The organism is Pandoraea iniqua (assembly GCF_902459685.1).
GTDB lineage: Bacteria > Pseudomonadota > Gammaproteobacteria > Burkholderiales > Burkholderiaceae > Pandoraea > Pandoraea iniqua.
Genome location: NZ_CABPSF010000003.1, coordinates 795539 through 818125, shown reverse-complemented (window position 1 = coordinate 818125; position 22587 = coordinate 795539). Strand labels below are relative to the sequence as shown.

General features: G+C 64.0%; 18 protein-coding genes. 9 read left to right on the top strand and 9 right to left on the bottom strand.

Going from position 1 to position 22587, the window contains the following annotated elements; translation table 11 throughout:
* Positions 1–158: 158 nt before the first annotated feature.
* Both cphA (PIN31009_RS14620) and cphA (PIN31009_RS14615) read right to left on the bottom strand, forming a co-directional pair.
* Positions 159–2738, bottom strand: coding sequence for a cyanophycin synthetase (cphA, locus tag PIN31009_RS14620; RefSeq protein WP_150790701.1), 2580 nt, complete (start codon positions 2736–2738; stop codon positions 159–161).
* 153 nt (positions 2739–2891) lie between these two features.
* Positions 2892–5546, bottom strand: coding sequence for a cyanophycin synthetase (cphA, locus tag PIN31009_RS14615; RefSeq protein WP_150790700.1), 2655 nt, complete (start codon positions 5544–5546; stop codon positions 2892–2894).
* A gap of 295 nt (positions 5547–5841) precedes the next feature.
* Here cphA (PIN31009_RS14615) and PIN31009_RS14610 point away from each other — a divergent pair, with 295 nt between their 5' ends.
* The 3 genes from PIN31009_RS14610 (at position 5842) to PIN31009_RS14600 (ending at position 9737) form a co-directional block, all read left to right on the top strand.
* Positions 5842–8271: a cyanophycin metabolism-associated ABC transporter gene (locus tag PIN31009_RS14610; RefSeq protein WP_150790699.1), complete on the top strand. Its 2430-nt coding sequence runs from the start codon at positions 5842–5844 to the stop codon at positions 8269–8271.
* Between the two features lie 17 nt (positions 8272–8288).
* Positions 8289–8756 carry a cyanophycin metabolism-associated DUF1854 family protein gene (locus PIN31009_RS14605; protein WP_150790698.1) on the top strand — a complete coding sequence of 156 codons (468 nt, stop codon included), beginning with the start codon at positions 8289–8291 and terminating at the stop codon, positions 8754–8756.
* A gap of 72 nt (positions 8757–8828) precedes the next feature.
* On the top strand, positions 8829–9737 hold the full coding sequence (locus tag PIN31009_RS14600; RefSeq protein WP_150684354.1) for a recombination-associated protein RdgC: 909 nt from the start codon (positions 8829–8831) through the stop codon (positions 9735–9737).
* 123 nt (positions 9738–9860) lie between these two features.
* Here the strand turns inward: PIN31009_RS14600 and PIN31009_RS14595 are convergent, their stop codons facing one another.
* Positions 9861–10580 carry an SDR family oxidoreductase gene (locus PIN31009_RS14595; RefSeq protein WP_150790697.1) on the bottom strand — a complete coding sequence of 240 codons (720 nt, stop codon included), beginning with the start codon at positions 10578–10580 and terminating at the stop codon, positions 9861–9863.
* A gap of 243 nt (positions 10581–10823) precedes the next feature.
* Here PIN31009_RS14595 and PIN31009_RS14590 point away from each other — a divergent pair, with 243 nt between their 5' ends.
* The gene (locus PIN31009_RS14590) at positions 10824–11420 is read left to right on the top strand and encodes a TetR/AcrR family transcriptional regulator (RefSeq protein WP_150790696.1); all 597 of its coding nucleotides are present in this window, start codon (positions 10824–10826) and stop codon (positions 11418–11420) included.
* Positions 11421–11478: 58 nt separating this feature from the next.
* Here PIN31009_RS14590 and PIN31009_RS14585 read toward each other — a convergent pair whose 3' ends face one another.
* Positions 11479–12384, bottom strand: a complete 906-nt coding sequence (locus PIN31009_RS14585; RefSeq protein ID WP_150790695.1) for a LysR family transcriptional regulator — start codon at positions 12382–12384, stop codon at positions 11479–11481.
* A 175-nt stretch (positions 12385–12559) separates the two neighbouring features.
* On the opposite strand from PIN31009_RS14585, the gene PIN31009_RS14580 reads away from it, so the two are divergent.
* Together PIN31009_RS14580 and PIN31009_RS14575 are read left to right on the top strand one after the other, a co-directional pair.
* A complete protein-coding gene (locus tag PIN31009_RS14580) occupies positions 12560–13273 on the top strand; it encodes an SDR family oxidoreductase (protein ID WP_150684350.1) in 714 nt (237 codons plus the stop codon).
* Positions 13274–13373: 100 nt separating this feature from the next.
* Entirely contained in the window at positions 13374–14165 is a 792-nt protein-coding gene (locus tag PIN31009_RS14575) for an SDR family NAD(P)-dependent oxidoreductase (RefSeq protein ID WP_150790694.1), read from the top strand.
* Positions 14166–14661: 496 nt separating this feature from the next.
* Here PIN31009_RS14575 and PIN31009_RS14570 read toward each other — a convergent pair whose 3' ends face one another.
* Positions 14662–14850, bottom strand: coding sequence for a hypothetical protein (locus tag PIN31009_RS14570; RefSeq protein WP_058378331.1), 189 nt, complete (start codon positions 14848–14850; stop codon positions 14662–14664).
* A 352-nt stretch (positions 14851–15202) separates the two neighbouring features.
* Here PIN31009_RS14570 and minC point away from each other — a divergent pair, with 352 nt between their 5' ends.
* Genes minC through minE form a run of 3 tightly spaced genes read left to right on the top strand, consistent with a single transcriptional unit; the run spans position 15203 to position 17107 of the window.
* Positions 15203–15982: a septum site-determining protein MinC gene (gene minC, locus PIN31009_RS14565; protein ID WP_150790693.1), complete on the top strand. Its 780-nt coding sequence runs from the start codon at positions 15203–15205 to the stop codon at positions 15980–15982.
* 43 nt (positions 15983–16025) lie between these two features.
* Positions 16026–16841 carry a septum site-determining protein MinD gene (gene minD / locus PIN31009_RS14560; protein WP_058378333.1) on the top strand — a complete coding sequence of 272 codons (816 nt, stop codon included), beginning with the start codon at positions 16026–16028 and terminating at the stop codon, positions 16839–16841.
* 11 nt (positions 16842–16852) lie between these two features.
* On the top strand, positions 16853–17107 hold the full coding sequence (gene minE, locus PIN31009_RS14555; protein WP_058378334.1) for a cell division topological specificity factor MinE: 255 nt from the start codon (positions 16853–16855) through the stop codon (positions 17105–17107).
* A 174-nt stretch (positions 17108–17281) separates the two neighbouring features.
* Here minE and PIN31009_RS14550 read toward each other — a convergent pair whose 3' ends face one another.
* The 4 genes from PIN31009_RS14550 to PIN31009_RS14535 all read right to left on the bottom strand — a co-directional run bounded on the left by PIN31009_RS14550 (position 17282) and on the right by PIN31009_RS14535 (position 22585).
* A complete protein-coding gene (locus tag PIN31009_RS14550) occupies positions 17282–18172 on the bottom strand; it encodes a DUF1571 domain-containing protein (protein ID WP_150790692.1) in 891 nt (296 codons plus the stop codon).
* A gap of 104 nt (positions 18173–18276) precedes the next feature.
* Positions 18277–20046 (bottom strand): AMP-binding protein, encoded by a 1770-nt coding sequence (locus PIN31009_RS14545; RefSeq protein WP_150790691.1) that lies wholly within the window; start codon positions 20044–20046, stop codon positions 18277–18279.
* A gap of 35 nt (positions 20047–20081) precedes the next feature.
* Positions 20082–21401: an acetyl-CoA C-acetyltransferase gene (locus tag PIN31009_RS14540; protein WP_150790690.1), complete on the bottom strand. Its 1320-nt coding sequence runs from the start codon at positions 21399–21401 to the stop codon at positions 20082–20084.
* Complete coding sequence (locus tag PIN31009_RS14535; RefSeq protein ID WP_246185676.1) at positions 21398–22585, bottom strand: MaoC/PaaZ C-terminal domain-containing protein; 1188 nt, start codon at positions 22583–22585, stop codon at positions 21398–21400. Before PIN31009_RS14535 ends, PIN31009_RS14540 begins: the two co-directional genes overlap by 4 nt.
* Positions 22586–22587 lie beyond the last annotated feature (2 nt).

The window sequence follows — 22587 nt, the reverse complement described above, 5'->3', positions numbered from 1 at the left end:
TTGGTCATGTTGTGGACTACGCACGATGCGTGAATCTATCACACGATGCTGGCTAGGCAGAGGCAGGGTAAAGGCGATAAACCCGCCGCCAAAAAAGAAATAGCCTTGCGCTTTCACGCAAGGCTATTTCTGGCAAATCGAGCGTTTGCGCTTGTGGCTTACTTCGCCGCCGCTTCCGCCACGCGCTTGCCGATGTACTCGAGCGCCTCGTCGACCTGATCGATCAGGATCAGACAAAGATCGCCCGGTTGCAGGCGCGCCAGTGCCGTATCGATCGCGGCAAACTCGCCGCGGATTTCATCGATATGGCTGGCACGGCGTGCGTCGACCAGACCTGCACGCAGCAGGCCGAGCACTTCACCGTCTTCACGGCCGCGCTGGCATTGATCCTGATAGAGCAGCACGTCGTCGAACGCGTCGCCCAGAATCTCGGTCTGACGGCGGATGTCTTCGTCGCGACGGTCGCCCGCGCCCGAAATCACCACCGAGCGGCGCTTGGCCGGCATCGTTTCGACCGCTTGCGTGAGCGCCTGAATCGCGTCCGGGTTGTGACCGTAATCGGCGATCACGGTCGCACCCTTGTAATCGAACACGTTGAAGCGGCCCGGTGCCGTACCGGCATCGTTCACGAACGTGGCCAGACCGGCGCGCACGATCGCGGGGTCAATCGCCAGTGCCCAAGCGGCACCAATGGCCGCCATCGCGTTCTCGACCTGAAAGCCGATGGCGCCGCCGCGCGTCAGCGGAATCGCCGACAGTGCGTAACGCGTTTCTTCGCTGCCCTGTGCCGTCACGATGTTGCCACCGTCCACGAACACGACACGCTTGCCCTTAGCACGATGCGTGGCGAGCACCGGGTGCGAGGCGTCCATCGCGAAGTACGTCACCTTGCCCGGGCAGGCGTCGGCCATGCGCGCGACCATCGGGTCGGCTGCATTGAGCACGGCCATGCCGTTCGGCGCGACGTTGCGCACGATCACGCTCTTGAGCACGGCCAGATCTTCGACCGTGTTGATGTACGACAGGCCAAGGTGGTCGCCCATGCCGATGTTGGTCACCACGGCGACGTCGCAACGGTCGTAAGCCAGACCTTCACGCAGCAAGCCGCCACGCGCGGTTTCGAACACGGCGGCATCGACGTCCGGATGCAGCAGCACGTTGCGCGCGCTGCGCGGGCCGCTGCAATCGCCGGTGTCGATACGCTGACCGCTCACGTAAATGCCATCGGTGCCGGTCATGCCGACGCGCAGGCCACGTTGTGCGATCAGATGCGCAATCAGGCGCACCGTCGTCGTCTTGCCGTTCGTGCCCGACACGGCCACGACCGGAATACGGCCGTCGTCGCCGTCTTCGAACATGGTCGAGACGATGGCTTCACCGACCGCACGGCCCTTGCCGTACGACGGTTGCAAGTGCATGCGCAGGCCCGGCGCCGCATTGACTTCCACAATGCCGCCAGCCTGATCTTCGAACGGACGGATGACGGTTTCGCACACGGCGTCCACACCTGCGATGTCCAGACCGACTTGCTGTGCGGCGGCCACGGCACGCGCGGCGATTTCCGGATGCACGTCGTCGGTCACGTCGGTGGCCGTGCCGCCCGTCGACAGGTTGGCGTTGTTACGCAGCACGATGCGCGCGCCCGCTTCGGGCACGGAGTCGGCGTTCAGCCCTTGCTTGGCGAGCGTCGCCAGCGCGATATCGTCAAAACGAATCTTGGTGAGCGATGTGGCATGACCTTCGCCACGGCGCGGGTCGGCGTTGACCGTCTCGACCAGTTGGCGCACGGTGTGCACGCCGTCGCCGGTCACTTGCGGCGGATCGCGGCGCGCGGCGGCGACCAGCTTGTTGCCGATCACCAGCAGACGGAAGTCGTGGCCCGGGATGTAGCGCTCGATGATGACGTCGCGGCTGATATCTTGTGCCGCTTCGAACGCCTTCTCGATCTCTTCACGCGTGCGCAGACGCACGGCGACACCCTTGCCCTGATTGCCGTCACGCGGCTTGACGACCACCGGGGCGTCGATTTCCTGCACCAGCTTCCACGCGTCTTCGATGTCGCGCACGGTGCCCCCCTGCGGCACCGGCACACCGGCCGCATGCAACAGCGTCTTGGTCAGGTCTTTGTCTTGGGCAATCGATTCGGCCACGGCCGACGTGCGGTCGGTTTCGGCGGCCTGAATACGGCGCTGCTTGCTGCCCCAGCCGAACTGCACCATCGAGCCTTCGGTCAGGCGGCGGTAGGGGATGCCACGTGCTACGGCGGCGTAGACGATCGAACCCGTGGACGGGCCGAGGCGCACGTCTTCATCGAGGTCGCGCAGGCGGTACAGGGCATCGGCCAGATCGAACGGGGCGTCTTCGAGCGCGGCGTTGATCAGTTGCTGGGCGAGTTCGAACGCGAGACGCCCGACGGGCTCTTCGCTGTACTGCACCACCACCTGAAACGTCCCCGGCTCAATGGTCTGCGTGGTCTGGCTGAACGTGACCGGGCAACCGGCGGCCGCCTGCAAGTGCAGGGCCGTGGTGGCGAGGGCGTCGGCGAGCGAGACCGGACGCTCTTCTGCGTCGGGCGTCAGTGCCGTCAGTTCCGGGAAGCGCGCGCGCAGGCGGGCTTCGAAACCGGCCAGATTGCCGATCGAGTACTCGAGATCGGTGCACGTCACGATGGCCTCGATGGCCGTGTGACGGCTCCAGAGGTTCGGCCCGCGCAATGCGCGGATGCGGGAGACTTCCATAAATTGCAATCCCTGTCTGTCCACTTCGCGTCCCTGTATGGCTGGTGGTTTGCGAGAAAAACGACTGTGGCTTGGGTATTCGATAGCTATCTATATAGATCAGGCGACGTTTGACTTCCCCGAACGCCGCCTGTCTTCAATGCTTTTTGGCGATCAGGCTGCCAGCGCACGGATCGGCTGACCCATCCACAAGTGCACGAGGTCGAGCATGGCCGCTGCGCCGCCTTCATCGGCTTGCAGCACCAGCACGTCGCCCGGCACGAGTTGCGCAAGGGCTTCCTCGGCGGCGCTGCGGCGCTCACCGGCATCTACCACTTGCACCTTCTTGCCTGCGGCGATACCGGCGTCGATGCCTGCGTCGATACCCGCGCGCAGTTGCGCACGCGACTCGGGCAACGCGCGCTTGCGCGACACGCTCAGGTCGTCGCACAGCACCACGCGGTCGAACGTCTGGGCCAGCAGCTTGCCTTCGGCTTGCAGGTCTTCGTCCATACGGTCGAGGCCCGGGCCGTAGACGGCAATGCGGCGCTCGGCCGGCAACGTCGCCAGCGCAGCCGCCAGTGCGGTCAGCGCCGGGGCGTTGTGCGCGTCGTCGACGACCACAGTCGCGCCTTGCTTTTCGAACACGGTGAAGCGGCCCGGGGCATCGACCTGACCGACGTCGAACGTCGTCACGCCGGCGCGCAGGATGTCGAGCTTCACGCCCATAGACCATGCGGCAGCTACGGCCGCCAGCACGTTTTCAATCTGGAAGCCGACGCGGCCCGCATAGGTCAGCGGCATGTCGGCGGTGGCGGCCACGACGGTTTCTTCAGCGCCGGTGGCGAGCACGACGCGCCCGTCACGCACGAACACCACGCGCTTGCCTGCGGCGCGATGCGCCACGATGGCCGGCAGTTGCTCGTCCAGACCGAAGAAGATCACGTCACCGTCGCACAGCTCGGCCATTTCGACCACGAGCGGGTCACGCGCGTTGAGCACGGCGACGCCTTCCGGCAGCACCACGTCGATTTGTGTGCGCAGCACGTTGTACATGCGGTCGACGTCTTCGACAAAGTACTGGCCCAGATGGTCGGGGCGGTCGATGTTGGTGACGATGCCGACTTGGCAGCGGTCGTAGGCGAGGCCTTCGGAGAGGATCGCGCCGCTGTCGTTTTCGAACACGGCAGCGGTGACGCTGGCGTTCATGAGTACGCGATGGGCGGCGTCCCAGTTGGCGCGGTCGCCGCTTTGCACGAGGCGCTTGTCGAGGAACAGGCCGTCGCTGCATGCCAGACCGGTGTGCTCACCGGCCAGTTGCAGCAGATGCGTGAGCAGGCGGCCGACCACGGTCTTGCCGTTGGTGCCGGTGATGCCGACGACCGGAATACGGCCGGCGTCGCCTTGCGGGAACAGGTGGTCGACGATGGCACGGCCGACCGGACGGGCTTCGCCCGAGGCCGGCTTCAGGTGCATCAGCAGGCCGGGGCCGGCGTTGACTTCCACGATGGCGCCGCGTTGGTCGGCGAGCGGGCGGGAGATATCTTCCGCCACGAGATCGACGCCGGCGATGTCCAGCCCGACGATGCGCGCAGCCAGCGACGCGTGGGCGGCCACGCTCGGGTGCACACGGTCGGTGACGTCGAACGCCACGTTGCCGTTGCGCTGGATCAGGACGTTCTTGCCTTCGGGCGGTACCGAATCGGCGTCGAAGCCCTGACGCTTGAGTTCCAGCCGGGCCGACGAGTCGATACGCACGCGGTTGAGCGGCTGGTCTTCAGCGCTGCCACGACGCGGGTCGCTATTGATTTGCAGCTCGATGAGTTCCGAGACGGTGTGTTTGCCGTCGCCGACCACCGAGGCCATTTCGCCCATGGCGGCAGCCACCACACGGCCGCCGACCACCAGCAGGCGGTGCTCCAGCCCTTGCACGAAGCGCTCGACGATCACGCCGTTGCCTTCTTCGAGGGCGACGTCGAACGCCGTGGTGACTTCGTCTCGCGTGGTGAGATTGATGAACACGCCGCGGCCATGGTTGCCGTCGTACGGCTTGACCACGACCGGCAGGCCGATGTCTTCAGCGGCTTCCCACGCGTCGTCGGCGCTCTCGACCAGACGGCCTTCCGGTACGGGCACGCCGCACGATTCGAGCAATTGCTTGGTCAGGTCCTTGTCGCGCGAGATGCTTTCGGCGATGGCGGGGGTGCGGTCGGTCTCGGCGGTCCAGATGCGGCGGGCGGCGGCGCCGTAACCCAGCTGCACCAGATTGCCGTCGGACAGACGCAGATGCGGGATGTCGCGGTCGTCGGCGGCATCGACGATGCAGGCGGTGCTCGGTCCCAGACAGTGCTTGTCGACCAGACCCCGCAGCATTTCGACGGCGGCTTCGACGTCGTACGGGCGGTTTTCGATGGCGGCCATGACCAGATCGCGGGCGGCGAACAGCGCGGCGCGGGTCACGTCTTCGTGCCAGGCGCGCACGATCACCTTGTAAACACCGCTGATCGGGGTTTCACGGGCCTTGCCGAAGCCGCCGGGCATGCCGGCGAGGTTCTGCAATTCGAGGGTGACGTGTTCGAGGATGTGGCCGGGCCACGTGCCTTCGCGCAGGCGCTGAAGGAAGCCGCCGCGCTCGCCGATGCTGCAACGATGCTCGATGAGGGTCGGCAGCCACTCGGACAGCCGCTCGGGGAACCCCGGGATCTTGTTGGACGGGAACTCCTCGAGTTCGCCGATATCGACCCATGCCTCAAGCACCGGCCGATATGTCCACATATTCGGGCCGCGCAGCGACAGGACATCGAAAATCTCAATGTCTTTCTTTTTCATCTAAGGCTAATTCACGCGTCAAGGCTGGATTCGGTGAAGCCGGCGAGGCCGATTTCGGGCGGCACAGCCGGTCGCGCTTGTACAGTTAACTGGTTACTTAACGTGAGATCGCGGAAACGGTTGACCGGCGCAACAATATTTCAATGTTGCGGTGTGTCATCGGGGAACTCCCCGCCGCAAAAGGCGTCGCTGTGGTTATACTTGCGGCAAATTCGCGGGCTGACAGGGAAAGTCCGCGTCGATTTCTCTCCGTTTGCACCGATGTCCGCCCCTTGAGGACACGCTCGCCGCAGCAATGACCGACACCTCCGCCGCCAGTCCCACCGCTTCATCCGACAGTGGCCCGTCTTCCGCCGCTACCACCTCGTCTGCTCCGTTTTCCGGTGTTCGCAATGCCACCGCCGAGTCCTGGTACCCGGACGCCGCCGCCCAGCTGGCCGATGGAGAATCCGTCCTCGCCTGGCTGACGGTCGATCTCGACGCGCATCTGCACTTTGCGCGGGGCGTCGTCGTGGCGACCGATCGCCGGATTCTGGCGCGCGAAGCGACGGCCGGCGGTGCCTCGGCCCATGCCGGGGGCTGGCAGTCGTGGCCGTACCGCGAGGATCTGGCGCTCACGCATACCGATCATGCGGGCGTGGGGTCGCTGGAGTTGTGCGACGCCCGCCAGAAGCTGGCGAGCTGGCGCTACACGCTGGGTCATAACCCGGCCGCGTTGCAGCTGATGGACACCGTGGTGCGCATGCGCGATATCGCCGTGGCGGCTGCGGCCGGGCGGGTGCTGGCCGACGAGGTGGTGGAAGTCGGCACATGCCCGATCTGTCAGGCCGAGTTGCCGGCAGGTGTTGACGAGTGCCCGCAGTGCAACCCGGAAACGGAAGCCCCACCGTCGACATGGGCATTGCTGCGCCTGTGGCGCTTTGCCCGGCCGTACCGCTTTCAGTTGCTCGCGGGTTTCCTGCTCACGCTGTGCGGCACCGGCGCCACGTTGATCCCGCCGTATCTGACGATGCCGCTCATGGACAACGTGCTGATCCCGTTCCAGAACGGTCAGCCGATTGATTACCATCTGGTGGGAATGTATTTGTCGGGGCTGCTCGGTGCGGGCCTCGTGGCGTGGCTGCTGGGCTGGGCGCGGACTTATCTGCTTGCCAAGGTCTCGGAGCGCATCGGCGCCGACCTGCGCACGGAGACGTATTCCCACTTGTTGCGTCTGTCGCTGGAGTACTTCGGCGGCAAGCGCACGGGCGATCTGATGGCGCGCATCGGTTCGGAAAGTGACCGCATCTGCGTGTTTTTGTCGCTGCACCTGCTCGACTTCGCCACCGACGTGCTGATGATCGTCATGACGGCGGTCATTCTCGTGTCGATCAACCCGTGGCTGGCGGTGGTCACGCTCGTGCCGCTGCCGTTTATTGCATGGCTGATCCATCTGGTGCGCGACCGTCTGCGTCACGGCTTCGAGAAGGTCGACCGGATCTGGGCAGAAATCACCAACGTGCTGGCCGACACGATTCCGGGCATTCGCGTGGTCAAGGCCTTCGCGCAGGAAAACCGCGAAGTCGCGCGCTTTAAGGAAGCCAACCGCCATAACCTCGTCGTCAACGACCGCGTGAACCGTGTGTGGTCGCTGTTCTCGCCGACGGTCACGTTCCTGACCGAAGTCGGCCTGCTGGTGGTGTGGATCTTCGGCATCTGGCAGATCTCGAAGCACGAGATCACGGTCGGGGTGCTCGCCGCGTTCCTCACCTACATCAGCCGTTTCTATACGCGTCTCGATTCGATGAGCCGCATTGTGTCGGTCACGCAGAAAGCCGCCGCCGGTGCCAAGCGCATCTTCGACGTGCTCGATCACGTGTCGAACGTGCCGGAGCCGGTCAACCCGGTGCACCTGAAAGAAGTGAAGGGCGCCATCGACCTGCGCGACATCGGTTTCCGCTACGGCAACCGCTCGGTGATTCGCGGCATGGACCTGCGCATTGCGCCGGGCGAGATGATCGGTCTGGTGGGACACAGCGGGTCGGGCAAGAGCACGCTCGTGAACCTGATCTGCCGCTTCTACGATGTGGCCGAAGGCTCGATCCAGATCGACGGTGTGGATATTCGTGCGCTGCCAGTCTCGGAGTTCCGCCGCAATGTGGGGCTGGTGTTGCAGGAGCCGTTCCTGTTCTTCGGCACCATTGCCGACAACATCGCCTACGGCAAGCCGAACGCCACGCGTGCCGAGGTGGTTGCCGCCGCCCGTGCCGCGCATGCGCATGAGTTCATTCTGCGTCTGCCGCATGGGTACGACTCGCTCGTCGGCGAGCGCGGGCAGGCACTGTCGGGTGGCGAGCGTCAGCGTATTTCGATTGCCCGCGCGTTGCTGATCGACCCGCGCATCCTGATTCTCGATGAGGCCACCTCGTCGGTCGATACGGCCACCGAGAAGGAAATTCAGAAGGCGCTCGACAACCTCGTGCAAGGCCGCACGACGATTGCGATTGCGCACCGTCTCTCGACGCTGCGCAAGGCCGACCGCCTCGTGGTGCTCGATCGCGGCAAGATCGTCGAAGTAGGCAACCACGACGAACTGATTGCCCGCGAAGGCGCTTACTACAAGCTGTATCAGGCGCAGCAACGTAACGTCGATACGGATATCGACGATGCCGTCGACACCGCCGAAGCCGCCGCCGCCATTGCCGCCGTGACGGCCGCGCCGGCACAGCCGCTTTCGGCCAACTGATCGACGCGAGGATAGACATGCAGATCGATTTCACCCTGTCGCGTAATGCGTTTGGCCGGTTGGTGCTGACGGATGCCGGCGGTGTCGCGCACGAAGGCGTGGTGCCCGTGCGCGCGTTTCCGATTGCCGCCCCCGACGACGGGCTGGCGCTGGTGAGCACGGAAGGGCGCGAGCTCGTCTGGCTCGACTCGCTCGACGTGCTGCCGGTGAGCATGCAGACGCTGGTGCGCGAAGAACTCGCCACGCGCGAATTCATGCCGGAAGTGCATCGCATCAAGGGCGTGTCCACGTTTGCCACGCCGAGCACGTGGACCGTGGAGACGAATCGCGGCGAAGCGTCGTTCGTGCTGCGCGGCGAAGAAGACATTCGCCGTCTCGGCGGCCAGACGCTGCTCATTACGGACAGCCACGGCATTCACTTTCTGATTCGCGATTCGGGCAATCTCGACAAGCCGAGCCGGAAAATTCTCGACCGATTCCTTTGATTTTCGAAGATCGGTCGCGCCGCCCATCGCGTCACTGGTAAAATCGCGCTTTTGCTTTTTGCGGTGATGCCGATGTGGTTCAAGAATCTTCAGTTGCACCGAATTCCTGCCGGTTGGTCCATGAGCGTCGCGCAAATGGAAGACGCGCTCGAGAAGCACGCGTTCCGCGAGGGCGGCAGCCTCGAAATGCAAGTGCAGGGCTGGGCCCCGCCGCGTGAAGGCGGCGAGCTCGTTCACAGCATCAATCGTCAGTTTCTGCTGGCCTATCGCGCCGAGAAGAAACTGCTGCCGTCGACCGTCGTCAATCAGGTCACGCGCGCCAAGGCCGTCGAGCTCGAAGAGCAGCAAGGCTTCAAGCCGGGCCGCAAGCAGATGAAAGAGCTCAAGGAGCAGGTCACCGACGAACTGCTGCCGCGTGCGTTCGGCATTCGCCGCGACACGCGCGTGTGGATCGATCCGATCAACCGCTGGCTCGTGATCGACGCCGCGTCGCCCGCCAAGGCCGATGAAGTGCGCAGCCTGCTGCTCAAGACGCTCGACATTACGCTCGAGAACGTGGAACTCAACGAAGCCCCGGTGGCGGTGATGACCTCGTGGCTGGCCGGCAATGAAGCGCCGGGCGGCTTCACCGTCGATCAGGACGTTGAGCTGCGCTCGAATACGGATGAGAAGGCGGCCGTGCGCTACGTGCGTCACCCGCTCGACGGTGCCGACGTGCGTCAGCACATCGAAGCCGGCAAGCGTTGCACGAAGCTGGCGATGACGTGGAACGACCGCATCTCGTTCGTGCTCACCGATGCGTTCGCGATCAAGCGCGTGACGCCGCTCGACATCATCAAAGACGCCGCCGATCCGACGGCCGAAGGGGAAGCCGAGAAGTTCGACGCCGATGTGGCGCTGATGACCGGCGAGCTTGCGAAACTGCTCGACGATCTGATCGAAGCCGTGGGCGGTGAACGTGAGATGGATAAGGCGGCGTGAGTCGTGAGTTGGTTTGACGCTGCCTGATGTCTGAAAAGGCATAAGAAACAAGGCATAAAAAACGCCGTGACCCCGGCTAACCGGGGCACGGCGTTTTTTCATTGGCGCGTCCGCCGTCCGGCGTTATTCCTGATTCGCTTGCGACGCCGGGTCGATCAGGTAGACGCCCTGCGAGAGTGCCTGCTTCACTTCACGCGTGCGGTCGTCGACGCTGACTTCTTCTTCACCCGCTTCGATGGCGTCGTAAGCCTGACGGACCACTTCGGCCGGGGAGAGTTTTTCGGCCTCGAAGCCGCGCGTCAGATCGGTATCGATGAAGCCCGCATGCAGCCCGACGACCTGCGTGTTCTGGGCGCGCAGTGCCAGACGCGTGCCGTTGGTGAGCGACCACGCGGCCGCCTTCGAAATCGCATATTCGGGAATGACGCTCGAGCTGATCCAGCTCACGATGGACAGCACGTTGAGAATCGCACCGCCGCCGTTGCGCCCGAGGGTATCGGCGAACGCCTGCGTCGTCGAGAGAATGCCGAAGACGTTGGTTTCCAGCGTGTCGCGCAGCAGTTTGTCGGCACCGGGGCGCGTCAACCCTTCGGTCACGCGCGCAATGCCCGCGTTGTTGATCAGCAGCGTGACGTCGCCCGCCAGTTGTGCAGCGGCGGCGACTTCCTCGGGGTTGGTCACGTCGAGCTTGACGGGAATCACGCCCGGCAGCGTGACGTTGGCCGGATCGCGCGACCCGGCGTACACCTTCTTCGCCCCACGAGCGAGGGCCTGTTTGGCAAATTCCAGCCCCAGACCCCGGTTGGCACCGGTCACAAATACGACAGCATCTTTGATGTTCATTGCAGCGCTCCAGCGGAGTATGTAGGCCGCGCAGTGCGGCATGGCTTCAGCTATACTTCATGACAATTGTGATCGCCATCGTCATTGAGGGGCATTGTGCCGAGCAGTACGTCACTTTGTCAATGGTGATCGACATTGTCTTTTTCGATCGCGTCGATTGACGCGATGATTGACGCGATGTGTGCCGATCCGGTGTCGCCACGGTAACGGATTGGACGCGGGGCGAGTGTCGCAGGAGCCAATATGGGAATTTCGAGAGAAAAGGCCGCGGAGAACCGCGAAGCCATTGTGGCCGCCGCCGAGCGGCTGTTTCGCGAGCACGGGGTCGATGCGGTCGGCCTGACGGCGCTGATGAAGGAAGCGGGCTTCACCCAAGGCGGGTTCTACAACCACTTCAAGTCGAAGGACGCGCTGGTGGCTGCCGTGTTGGCGCGGGCGGTGGACGGCTCGGACGGGGTGCTGGCGGGTGGCGACGTGGCCTTGCAAGCGGCGATGTCGCCGGACGAACGCGTCGAGCGCTATCTGTCGCCCGCTCATCGTGACGACGTGGTGTGTGGTTGCGCGATGGCCGGGTTCGCAGGCGATGCCCCTCGTATCGGCCCCGAAGCGCAAGCCTGCTATGCACAGGGGCTTGCCGATGTCATTGGCAAGCTGACCGATGCCGGTCTGGCGCAGGGAATGACGGAGCACGACGCCGCACAAGCCGCGATGGCGCGCTTCTCACAGATGGTCGGCACGCTGGTGTTGTCGCGGGCGGTCGCGGGCGCGGATCCGGTGTTATCGGATGCGTTGCTGGCGGCCGGACGTCAGGCGCTGACGGGGCAAGGGAAGGGCGCTTGAAGGGTTGCATGAAGAGCGCGTGAGAGGGGGCACGAGCGGGCGCGAGCGGCGGCCCGCGTCAATGCTGCGGCCAACGCCACGCCGCTCGCAGGCGATCACGCAGGAAGTCGACGAACGCCCGGGTGCGCGGCGCCAGATGACGGCTGTGCGGATACACCGCGTGCAAGGGCGACGCGGGTATCGGCAGCGCAGGCAGTACGCGCACGAGCCGGCCGGCGTTGATGTCGTCGCCTACATCCCAGATCGATTTCTGCGCAATGCCGGCGCCGTGCAGCGCGAGTTCATGCGCCGTGTCGCCGTCATCGACCACATAGGTGTTCTGGACCTGCACGCGCAGCGTTTCCGACGCCCACACAAATCGCCAGTCGCCATGCGCTGCATTGCCGAACAGGATGCAGTCGTGTTGCTGTAGATCACCCACTTCACGCGGTGTACCGCGCCGCGCCAGATACTCGGGGGATGCAACGAGCACGCGGTAGTTCGGGGCAAGCTCCTGCGCCACAAGACTGGAGTCGGGCAGGGTGCCCACGCGAATGGCCACGTCAATGCCGTGCGCGACGAGATCGACCCACAGATCGCTCAACTCCAGATGTACCTTCAGATCGGGGTGACGCTCGCGAAACGCCACCAGTAGCGCCGCGAGATGCCGCCGTCCGAACGCGCGTGGCGCGCTGATGCGCAACACGCCGCCGACGGTGCCCGCCTGCCGTGTCATCAACCGCTCGGTTTCGGCAATCTCTCCCAATATCCGCTGACAACACGCGTGAAAGACCTGTCCCTCCTCGGTCAGCGCCTGCCGTCGCGTCGTGCGGTTCAGCAGGCGCACGCCGAGGCGCTGTTCGAGCAAGCCGAGCCGCTTGCTCACGACGGCCAACGACAGTCCCAACTCGCGTGCGGCCGCCGACATGCTGCCGGTGGCGACGATGCGGTCGAACAAGGTGAGGTCCAGCGTCTGGTCGATCATCGGTGGTAGATTCTCAATAATTTGAAGAGAGTCATTCAGTTTTCCCGGGGATTATCTTCTTTTGGAATGAGGACGACAATGCGTCCATGACGTCGCGTGACAGGCCAACGCCGACACAGACGCCTGCTTCTTGCTTTGTCCTGCTTCGTCCTTTTCCATTCTCAGGAGATTCGGCATGTTCAATTTCGAAGGCCAGCGCGTGCTGGTGATTGGTGGTAGTTCCGGTATTGGCCGCGCGGCGGCGCAAGCGTTTGCGAAGGCGGGGGCGGCGGTCACGATCGCGTCGCGCAGTCAGGCCAAGCTCGATGAAGCGCTGGCGACCATCGGCACCACGGCGCGTGCGGTCGTGCTCGATACGGGCGATGCGGCGGCCGTCGAGCAGTTCTTCGCCGATCACGCGCCGTGGCAGCACGTGGTGATCTCGGCCGCGCAGACGCCGACCGGCGCGGTGCGCAAGCTCTCGCTCGCCGATGCGCACGCCGCGTTCGACAGCAAGTTCTGGGGCACTTTTCACGTTGCCCGCTTTGCCAAGATCGACGATGGCGGCTCGCTTACGTTGACGTCCGGCTATCTGAGCGTGCGCCCGAGTACGTCGTCGGTGGTGCAGGGCGCGATCAACGCGGCTGTCGAAGCGCTCGGCCGGGGCCTCGCGCTCGAGCTCTCGCCGGTGCGTGTGAACACGGTCTCGCCCGGGCTGACGGCGACACCGTTGTGGAACAAGCTGCCGGAAGCGGATCGCGAGGCGATGTACGCCAGTGCGGCGCAACGCTTGCCCGCACGTCGCGTGGTGGCCGCGGAAGATGTGGCCAACAGCATTCTCTATCTCGCCGGTACGCCCAGCGCGACCGGCTCGACGGTGCTCATCGACGCGGGCGGCGCGATTGCCTGACGAGATGACGTGGCGCGATCGCGTGATGCGCTCACGTTATGAAGCGAGCGCAGTATCACTTCACCAGTTGTCCTAACGAAAAAATCATGGAGTTCCGGACATGCATATCGATCTGAAAGAAAAGGTGGCGCTGGTGACGGCGTCGACGGCGGGCATCGGCTTCGCGATTGCGCAAGGGCTGGCGGCGGCCGGTGCGACGACGATCGTCAACGGACGCTCGAAAGCGGGCGTCGATGCGGCCGTGGCCAAATTGCGCGAGGCCGTGCCCGGTGCGCAGGTGCGCGGTGTCGCCGCCGATCTCGCGACGGAGAGTGGCTGCGATGCGCTCGTCTCCGAGGTGCCCGACGTCGACATCCTCGTGAACAACGCCGGCATCTTCGGGCCGAAGGACTTCTTCGAAATCCCGGACGCGGAGTGGACCCGGTTTTACGACGTCAACGTGCTCTCGGGCGTGCGTCTCTCACGTGCGTATCTGCCGGGCATGGCATCGCGTGAGTGGGGACGTGTCATCTTTATTTCGTCGGAATCCGCGCTGAACATTCCCGAGGACATGATTCATTACGGCATGACCAAAACCGCGCAGTTGGCCGTGTCGCGCGGGCTCGCCAAGCGCATGCGGGGCACCGGGGTGACGGTCAACGCCGTGCTGCCGGGGCCGACGCTTTCCGACGGCATGGCCGAGATGCTGCATCAGGCCGGCGTGCCCGCCGATGCCGACATGGCGCAGGCGGCCGCAGCCTTCGTGCAGGAACATCGGCCCAGTTCGATCATCGGCCGCGCGGCCAGTACCACCGAGGTGGCGAACATGGTGGTGTATGTTGCATCGCCGCAGGCATCGGCCACGACGGGGGCGGCGCTGCGCGTCGACGGCGGTGTGGTCGATTCGCTCTGACGCTTCGTAGGAGTGCGCAGGACAGGCGGCAGTCAGGCGCGCGTCAGGCCCCGGTCAGACGGCGCGCTGCTGCGCTGCGGCAAGGACTTCGCGTGATGCCGGAGGATCGCAGGCAGATTTCCCTGTCAGCGATGAGCGCGGTATACCCGAATCACATTTGGGTACCCATCGCGATAGAGATTGCCTAGAATGAAAGCGTGCCATCCCGCCATTACGAAGTAAGGAGGCCGCGATGCTTACAGGGAGCCTGATTGCAATGTTGGTGATTGTGCTGGTCGTCGGCGTTGCCGTCGCCTGGCTCGCGGACCGTAACTGGTGCCGTGAGCATCCGGCTGCGCGGCACACCACTTGGCGACGTCATCGTCGTGATATCCGGCACGGTTGATTCACCCGAATGACCGGCGGTACTTAACAGTCCGCCGGGCGCCACCCAAATAAAAAGCCCGCCTTTCGGCGGGCTTTCTGTTACTAGACACCTTAATTTCTGGCTGGACGCTCAGGCGACGGCCTGAAGGACGTACTTGCCCTGGACAGTCAGGCGCGGGGACTTCACACCCGGCGCCAACTCTTCCCATTCGATCAGTTTGCTATCAAGCAACGATTCGAGGTCCGGGCGGTCAAGCTCCACTTGCTCCGGAGCGTCCTTGACCAACATCAGGGTGGCAAATTCATGATGACTCAGCATCTTCGTCTCCCGGTTTGCGGTTTCAACAGGGGTCCCAACTCAAGGGACTTTAAGGATAGGTCACGAATATGGCACTTGCGCGACAGAATTCGCACTTTCGATGCTGCTTTGCAGCATTTCTCATGGTGGACTTTCCCACCGCCAGCATAGGCGTTCAGGATGACACTGGCGTGTCATTCAATACGTCAATAGCGTATTCAAAATGCATTGATTTGCTGCGGCGCAATAATGACCAAAACAGCGCAAATCGCGGGGTTCGCCCGCTTATTTTGGGTTTGCTTCGGGCCGAGGGACGGTAGAATGGCCCAATTTGCCAGCAACACGCTGCCAGCAACGCGCTCATCGACCTGACATGCCGCAAAAGAAAACGCCGTACTTCGAGTTACGCAGCGGTGCCGTGGATACCCTGCATTTCGTTGTCAAGACGCCGCAACTGGATACGCTGCGCACCGAATTGGCGCAACGTTTCGAAGCCACCCCGGAGTTCTTCGCTGGAGACACCGTCGCGATCGACGTGCGGCGCCTGACCGGGGCCGAGCGAGTTGCGGTCCCTGCGCTGGCGGAAATGCTGGCGGAATTCCGGATGAAGCCGATTGGCGTGGTGGCCAACGCCGAGCAGACCGACTGGGCGGTGGTGGATGGCCTGCCGCGTCTGGACAGTCACGAGCGTCGCGCGCCGCGCAATGCGCGCGAAGGCGACGCTGCCGGCGAGGCGTCCGGCGAAGCCGCGACGTCGGCGGCTGCTGCCGCTGCTGCGGTGGAAGCCGCAAATGCGACGTTGCCGGAGCCTTCCGCAATCCCCTCGACCATCATCGACAAGCCGTTGCGTTCGGGCCAGCAGGTCTACGCAAAGGGCGATCTGATTTTGCTCGATCTGGTCAGTTATGGGGCCGAGGTGATCGCCGAAGGTAATATTCACATTTACGCGCCGCTACGGGGGCGGGCGCTGGCCGGGGTGAAGGGCAAGCTTGATGCGCGCATCTTCTGTACCTGTCTGGAGCCTGAGCTGATTTCCATCGCCGGTATCTACCGTACCGGCGAACATGCACTGCCGCCCGATGTTCAGGGGCGTTCGGTGCAGGTGCGGCTGGTAGACGACAAACTGATTTTCGAGCCCCTCGGGCTCAAATGATTCGTAGCTAATTTCATCCTCAAGTTTGGGAAGGCATCGACAGATGGCAAAAGTGATTGTGGTGACCTCTGGCAAGGGTGGTGTCGGCAAGACGACAACCAGCGCCAGCTTTTCCGCCGGCCTCGCCTTGCAGGGGCACAAGACGGCAGTCATCGATTTCGACGTCGGCCTGCGCAATCTCGATCTCATCATGGGTTGCGAGCGCCGCGTGGTGTATGACCTGATCAATGTGATTCAGGGCGAAGCAAACCTCAACCAGGCGCTCATCAAGGACAAGGCGACCGAGAACCTGTTCATCCTGCCCGCATCGCAAACGCGCGATAAGGATGCACTCACGCAAGAAGGCGTCGAGAAGGTCATCAAGGACCTTACCGACATGGGCTTCGAGTACATCGTGTGCGATTCGCCGGCCGGTATCGAGTCGGGCGCACTGCTCGCCATGCACTTCGCTGACGAAGCGCTGGTGGTGACCAACCCGGAAGTGTCGTCGGTTCGCGATTCGGACCGCATTCTGGGCATCCTGTCGTCGAAGACGAAACGGGCCATCGAAGGCGGCGAGCCGATCAAGGAGCACCTGCTGATTACCCGCTACAACCCCAAGCGCGTGAGCGACGGCCAGATGCTGTCGCTGGAAGATATTCAGGAAATTCTGCGTATCAAGCTGATCGGCGTGATTCCGGAGTCGGAATCGGTACTGCACGCGTCGAACCAGGGTACGCCTGCCATCCATCTGGAAGGCACTGACGTGGCCGACGCCTATCGCGACGTGGTGAGCCGATTCAAGGGCGAAGACAAGCCCATGCGCTTTACCGACTATCAAAAGCCGGGGCTGTTGCAGCGCATTTTCGGCTCGAAGTAAGGAGCGCGCCCATGTCCTTCCTGTCTTTCCTCCTGGGGGAGAAGAAAAAGACCGCTTCCGTCGCTAAAGAGCGCCTTCAGATTATTCTGGCGCACGAACGCTCGGGCTCGTCGCCGCCGGCAGATTATCTGCCGGCGCTGCAACGTGAGTTGGTTGCCGTCATCTCCAAGTACGTCAAGATCGCCCAAGACGACATCAAAGTCAGTGTCGAGCACCAGGACAACCTGGAAGTGCTCGAAGTGAAGATCGAACTGCCGCAGACCTGAGCGTCCGCCGTTTTTTGATTCTCGCGTACTGACCCGCGGCTCTCGGGCCGCTGATCGCCGGATAAGCGAAAGCCCGCCACCCCATCGCAGGGTGGCGGGCTTTCGTCGTTGCTTGCGCGTGTGCGCGTTAGGGTGCCGAGACTTCCGCGTATCGGGCGAGGTCAGTCAGTCCGGTCAGAACTTGTAGTCCGGGTTCTTCGGATCGAACGTGGCATCCGTCCATTGTTCCTTGCGCACCTTCTCGAAGCGCATTTCCTCCGTTTTCTGCCCTGAGGCATCCCACGCCTCGATACCGCGTGGCCGGCCCGTCTTCAGATCGATGAGCACGCGCGACTTGTTGGCATAGTGTTGCGGCGGCCCGGACGGGGCGTCCCATTCCAGTGCCAGCACACGCACACCATTCACTTCGGATACCGAAATTCTCGCGGGTTTCTCCGGCAGCCCGGCGGCGCGGAAGCTGCGGCCATCGTGCGCAATCTGTTCCGCGATGAAGCCGAAGCCGAGATCGCGCACGGTGTGATTCGACTGCGAGCGCGCCAGTGTGCCGTCGATGCTGCTCCAGATCGACGTGAAACCGAGAATGCCACCCAGATGGCCGTACATCTCTTTCGGGTTCTTGTTCTCGTCGTAGATGATTTCCTGACCGCTGTGGGCACCGTCAGGCAGCCACTTGGCGTAGATCTGCAAGGGCTTCTCGCGAATCTTCACGAGCATGCGATCGGGCGTGGTTTGCCATTGGTTGTTGATACGTTCGTGACGCGTCAACTCGTATTGGTATTCGGGCAGCGCGGCCGACTCGGCTTTGAGAAAACGCACGAGGGCTTCCGGGTTGAGCGCCTGCATGCCGGCGACGATGGCGTCGTCGTTCATTTTCGCGAGCTCGCCGCTCTTGATCGTCTGCGAGAGCCACTGCGTCTGTTGCGCGACGGGCATCGCGGCGAGTTTGGCGACGTCGGCGCCGCTGGTCTGCGCGTTGGCGCGGGGTGCGGTGAGCAGGCCGACGACAATCGCAAGCGGCGCGAGGGCAATGCCCAGCCGCAAGCGGGGGGCGTGAATTGTGGACATGGATTTTGTCTCCCTGAATCGACGGTAGCCTGTGCCGATATGACACAGGGCAGGCCGCGCGGCGCACGCAGGGGTTGCCCGCGTGACGCGCCGCGCGACACCGGTCATGCGTGCGGGGGTGGGGGCGCCGCAGGCGTGGCCTCGGCCGGTCCTGGCTCGCGCAGTTCGCGCCGCAGGATCTTGCCGACGGTCGTCTTGGGCAGTTCGCCCTGACGGAATTCAACGATGCGCGGCACCTTGTAAGCGGTGAGGTGTTCGCGGCAGTGGGCGAGCAGTGCCTCGGCCGTGAGCTGCGGGTCTTTGGCGACCACGACCAGCTTCACGCGCTCGCCGGCCACCGGGTCGGGCACGCCGACGACGGCGGCTTCACGCACACCCGGGTGCAGTGCCACCACATCTTCGATCTCGTTCGGATAGACGTTGAAGCCCGAGACGAGAATCATGTCTTTCTTGCGGTCGATGAGCCGCACGAACCCATTCGCGTCCATCACGCCGATGTCGCCGGTCAGCAGCCAGCCGTCGGCATCGAACGTCTTCGCCGTATCTTCGGGGCGCTGCCAGTAGCCGCGCATGACCTGCGGCCCGCGCACGCAAAGCTCGCCCGGCTCGCCGAGATCGGCCCACGTGCCGTCTTCGCGCTTGAAACGCACGTCGGTCGACGGTGCCGGCAGGCCGATCGAGCCGGAGAATTCCATGTCGTCGATGTGCGCGAGATCGATCGGGTTCATCGTGACGATCGGCGAGCATTCCGTGAGGCCGTAGCCCTCGATGATCGGCTTGCCGGTGACCTGCTTCCATCGCTCGGCAATTGCGCGTTGCGTGGCCATGCCACCCGCGAGCGAGAGCTTGAGTTTCGAGAAATCGCGGGCGCGGAATCCTTCGTCTTCCAGCAAGCCGTTGAACAGCGTGTTGACGCCTGCTACGCCGGAAAAGGTCTCGTTGCGGATGATGTACACGACCTTCTTCACATCGCGCGGGTTGGCGATCAGGATGTTGCGCCCGCCCAGACTCATGAACATCAGGCAGTTCACGGTCAGCGAGAAGATGTGATACATCGGCAGCAGCGACAGGTTCGTCTCGATCTCGTCGGTGAGCTGGTCGGAAACCCATGCCTCGGCTTGCAGCAGGTTGGCGAGGACGTTGCCGTGCGTGAGCATGGCGCCTTTCGCTAGCCCGGTCGTGCCGCCCGTGTATTGCAGAAACGCCAGATCGTCACGGGTCAGCGGCACGGGGGTGAGTTGCTGTGCGGTGCGTGCCTTGGCGCCTTCGGCCAGTGCATGCTTGAGGGGGATGGCTTGCGGCAGATCGTACGGCGGTACTTGTTTCGCCACGCGCCGCATGATGAAGTTCACGAGCCGTCCCTTGGCGTTCAGCCCTTCGCTGAGCAGGTCGCCGATTTGCGTGATGACCACGTTGCGCACTTCGGTGCCGGGGAGGGATGCCTGCAACGTCTTCGCGAAATTCTCGAACACCACGATCGTGCACGCGCCGCTGTCGCGCAACTGATGCGAGAGCTCGCGCACGGTGTAAAGCGGGTTGACGTTCACGACGACGGCCCCGGCGATCAGCGTGCCGAACAGGCAGATCGGGTACTGGAGGCAGTTGGGCATCATCAGCGCCACACGGTCGCCCTTGCGCACCCCGCGCGCTTGCAGCCACGCGGCAAACGCACGCGCCCGCTTTTCCACCTGTGCATAGGTGATGTCGCTGCCAAGGCTCACGAACGCGGCGCGCTCACGGTATTTGCCGATCCACTCGTCGAAAGCCTGCACGAGCGATGCGTAACGGGTGACGTCGATTTCCGCCGGTACGCCTGCCGGATAGGTGTTCAGCCACACGCGGTCTTCGCGGTCTTGTTGCACAGCTTGGTCCATCGTCTCCTCCTCCCAGAGGTTGTCTCCTGCCTCGTTCAGCGCTCCAAAATCGCGACTACGCCCTGACCGCCGGCGGCACAGATCGAAATCAAGCCGCGCCCGCCGCCCCGCTGCGCGAGCAGCTTGGCGAGCGTGGCGAGAATACGTCCACCGGTTGCCGCAAACGGATGGCCGCAGGCGAGCGAACTGCCATTCACGTTGAGCCGCTGACGGTCGATGCTGCCCAACGGCTCAGCAAGGCCCAGCTTGTCGCGGCAGTACTGCGGGTCTTCCCACGCTTTGAGGGTGCAGAGCACCTGCGCGGCGAAGGCTTCGTGAATCTCGTAGAAGTCGAAGTCCTGAAGCGTGAGCCCTGCCTGCGCCAGCATGCGCGGCACGGCGTAGGCCGGGGCCATCAACAGGCCTTCGCGTTGACTCTCGTCGGCGTTGAAGAAATCGACGGCAGCGGTTTGTGAATAAGTGAGATAGGCCAGTACCGGGATGTCGTGTGCGCGCGCCCAATCTTCGCTGGCCAGCAGCACGCACGACGCCCCATCGGTGAGCGGCGTGGAGTTGCCGGCGGTCAGCGTGCCTGTCGCGCTGCGGTCGAACACGGGCTTGAGGCTTTCGAGTTTTTCCAGTGTCAGGTCGGGGCGCAGATTGTTGTCGCGTTGCAGGTTGCGGAACGGCGTCATCAGATCGAGGAAGAAGCCGCGTTCGTACGCCTCGGCCAGATGCTCATGGCTCGCCAGCGTGAGCACGTCTTGCGCCGCGCGTTCGATCTGCCAGCGTTTGGCCATCAACTCGCAGTGCTCGCCCATCGACAGGCCCGTGCGTGGTTCGCCGTTGCGAGGCAGCGACGGACTGAACAACATGCCCGGGCGCACCTTGGCAAAGGCCCCCAACTTGCCGCCGGTGCTGCGCTGGCGATTCGCTTCCAGCAGGATTTTTCGCAGTTGTTCGTTCACGCCGATGGGGGCGTCCGACGCGGTGTCGACGCCGCCCGCAATGGCCACGTCGATCTGACCCAGCGCGATCTTGTTGCCGGTGAGGATCGCTGTCTCCAGCCCGGTGCCGCAGGCTTGCTGCACGTCGTAGGCCGGTGTTTGTGGCGCGAGCGTGGTGGAGAGCACCGATTCGCGCGTCAGGTTGAAGTCGCGGGCGTGTTTGAGCACGGCGCCGGCGGCCACTTCGCCAAGGGTCTGACCGTGTAGCGAGAAGCGGTCGACGAGGCCTTGAAGGGCGGCGGTGAGCATGTCTTGATTCGAAGCGGTCGCGTATGCCGTGTTCGAACGTGCAAACGGGATGCGGTTGCCGCCGAGAATCGCGACGCGGCGCAGGGCAGGGGCAGGCGCGGTGGGTTTGAAGGCGCTCATGTGCGGTCCGGAGTTAGCGATGCGGTCGGGGAAGTCGGGGGAAGGCTGGTGGGATCAATGGCTGCGGCAGCCTCGGTGGCCGGCGCCGTGTCGAACGACTGCCAGCGTCCGCGCAGATGCGGCACGGTGCCGGTGGCGTCGCGCAACTCGAACACATTGCCCGCCGAGTGGGGCGTATCGAGCGTGCTGACCCATTTGGTGGGGGTGCTGCGCTCTCGCCAGAGCGTGGCTTCGCCGGGCAGCCGCAACGGTGTCTTGAATTCCACCAGCAGGTCGAGCTGGTCGCCAGCCTGTGCAGGCAATACGGTGGCGAGCGAGCGCGCAAAACTCCACATGCCGTGGATGATCGGTCGCTCGAAGCCGAACAACTTTGCGGTGAGCGGCCACAGATGAATCGGGTTGTAGTCGCCGGAAACACGTGCGTAGCGGCGGCCGAGATCGGCCGGGGCCAGAAATTTCTCCGACGTCACCAGCGTCGCATCCGCACGCAGTTCGCTTCGGTACGGCGCACCGAGCGGGTCTTTGACGCCGGTGCGCAAGTACAGGCTTTCGCCCGTCCAGACGATATTGCCGTCGCGGCGCGCGGTCGTCAGCACCGTGAATACTTGCCCTTTATCGTGCGCATACAGCGCGCCGCATTGCACGTGCAGATCGAGACGATCACCGACCGACAGGCGGGCGAACTGACGGTTGTGATTCGCCAGATGCACCATGCCGAGCATGGCGAACGGAAACGCGCGGTCGGTCATCAGCAGCATGTGCTGGGCAAACGCCAGCAGATGCGGCCACGTCGGCGGCACGCCGTGCGCGGGCGAGAAGCCGCAGAGGCTCGCGTAGCGGGCGATGTCGTCGGCGTCGAGCGGAACGTTCCGGCGCTCGAAGGCAATCGACGGCATCGGTTGTGCGCGCGCGGGCTTTCGCGACGAACTCAAAGCGCGCAGATAGAGCATCAGCGGCGACGGTGGACGCGTGACGTGGCGCACGTCCTGCGCGGGCGGCGTGTCGGGCCAGATGGCGGACCACAGCGTCGCTGGCGTGATTTGAGACGGCGAACCGTGCCCGGGGGACGCCCCGATGCGTTCGGCAGCAGCGTTGGATGGGGGGCTCCCGGGCTTGGCGGGGGCATCATCCACAGCGTCCACTGTGTCCACTGTGACTTGCGATGACAGAGGGTCGTCGGACATGG